Here is a 317-nt window from a genome sequence, read left to right on the forward strand (position 1 = left end):
CCGCCCGTGATCGTCGCGTTCTTCAGAAGCCGCACGTTCAGATCCGCGATGCGCTGCGCCGACGCGTCGAGCCGCACATTCGCCCGCGCGTCGATGAGCGGCAGCAGCTTCTTGTCGATGGAACCGGGCTTCGCGTTGACGATCGACACCGGCCCGCTCACCACGAAGGTTTTCGCGTCCGGCTCAGGCTTCACTTCGGCGCGCACGGCGAGATCGGCGGCGGGCGCCCCCGCGCTGAACGCCTGCGGATTGATGTGATCGGCGGTGACGATGGCGAGCTTGAGCGGCACGTCGGCGAAAGGCGTCGCTTCGACGTG

1 protein-coding gene is annotated in these 317 nt (G+C 67.8%); it reads right to left on the bottom strand.

The window, feature by feature from the left end; all coding sequences use genetic code 11:
- The coding region (locus NCR35_RS29805) for a hypothetical protein (protein WP_250537467.1) at nt 1-317 on the bottom strand (317 nt) is incomplete at both ends.

The sequence above is a fragment of the Caballeronia sp. AZ10_KS36 genome (genome assembly GCF_023631105.1).
Classification (GTDB): domain Bacteria; phylum Pseudomonadota; class Gammaproteobacteria; order Burkholderiales; family Burkholderiaceae; genus Caballeronia.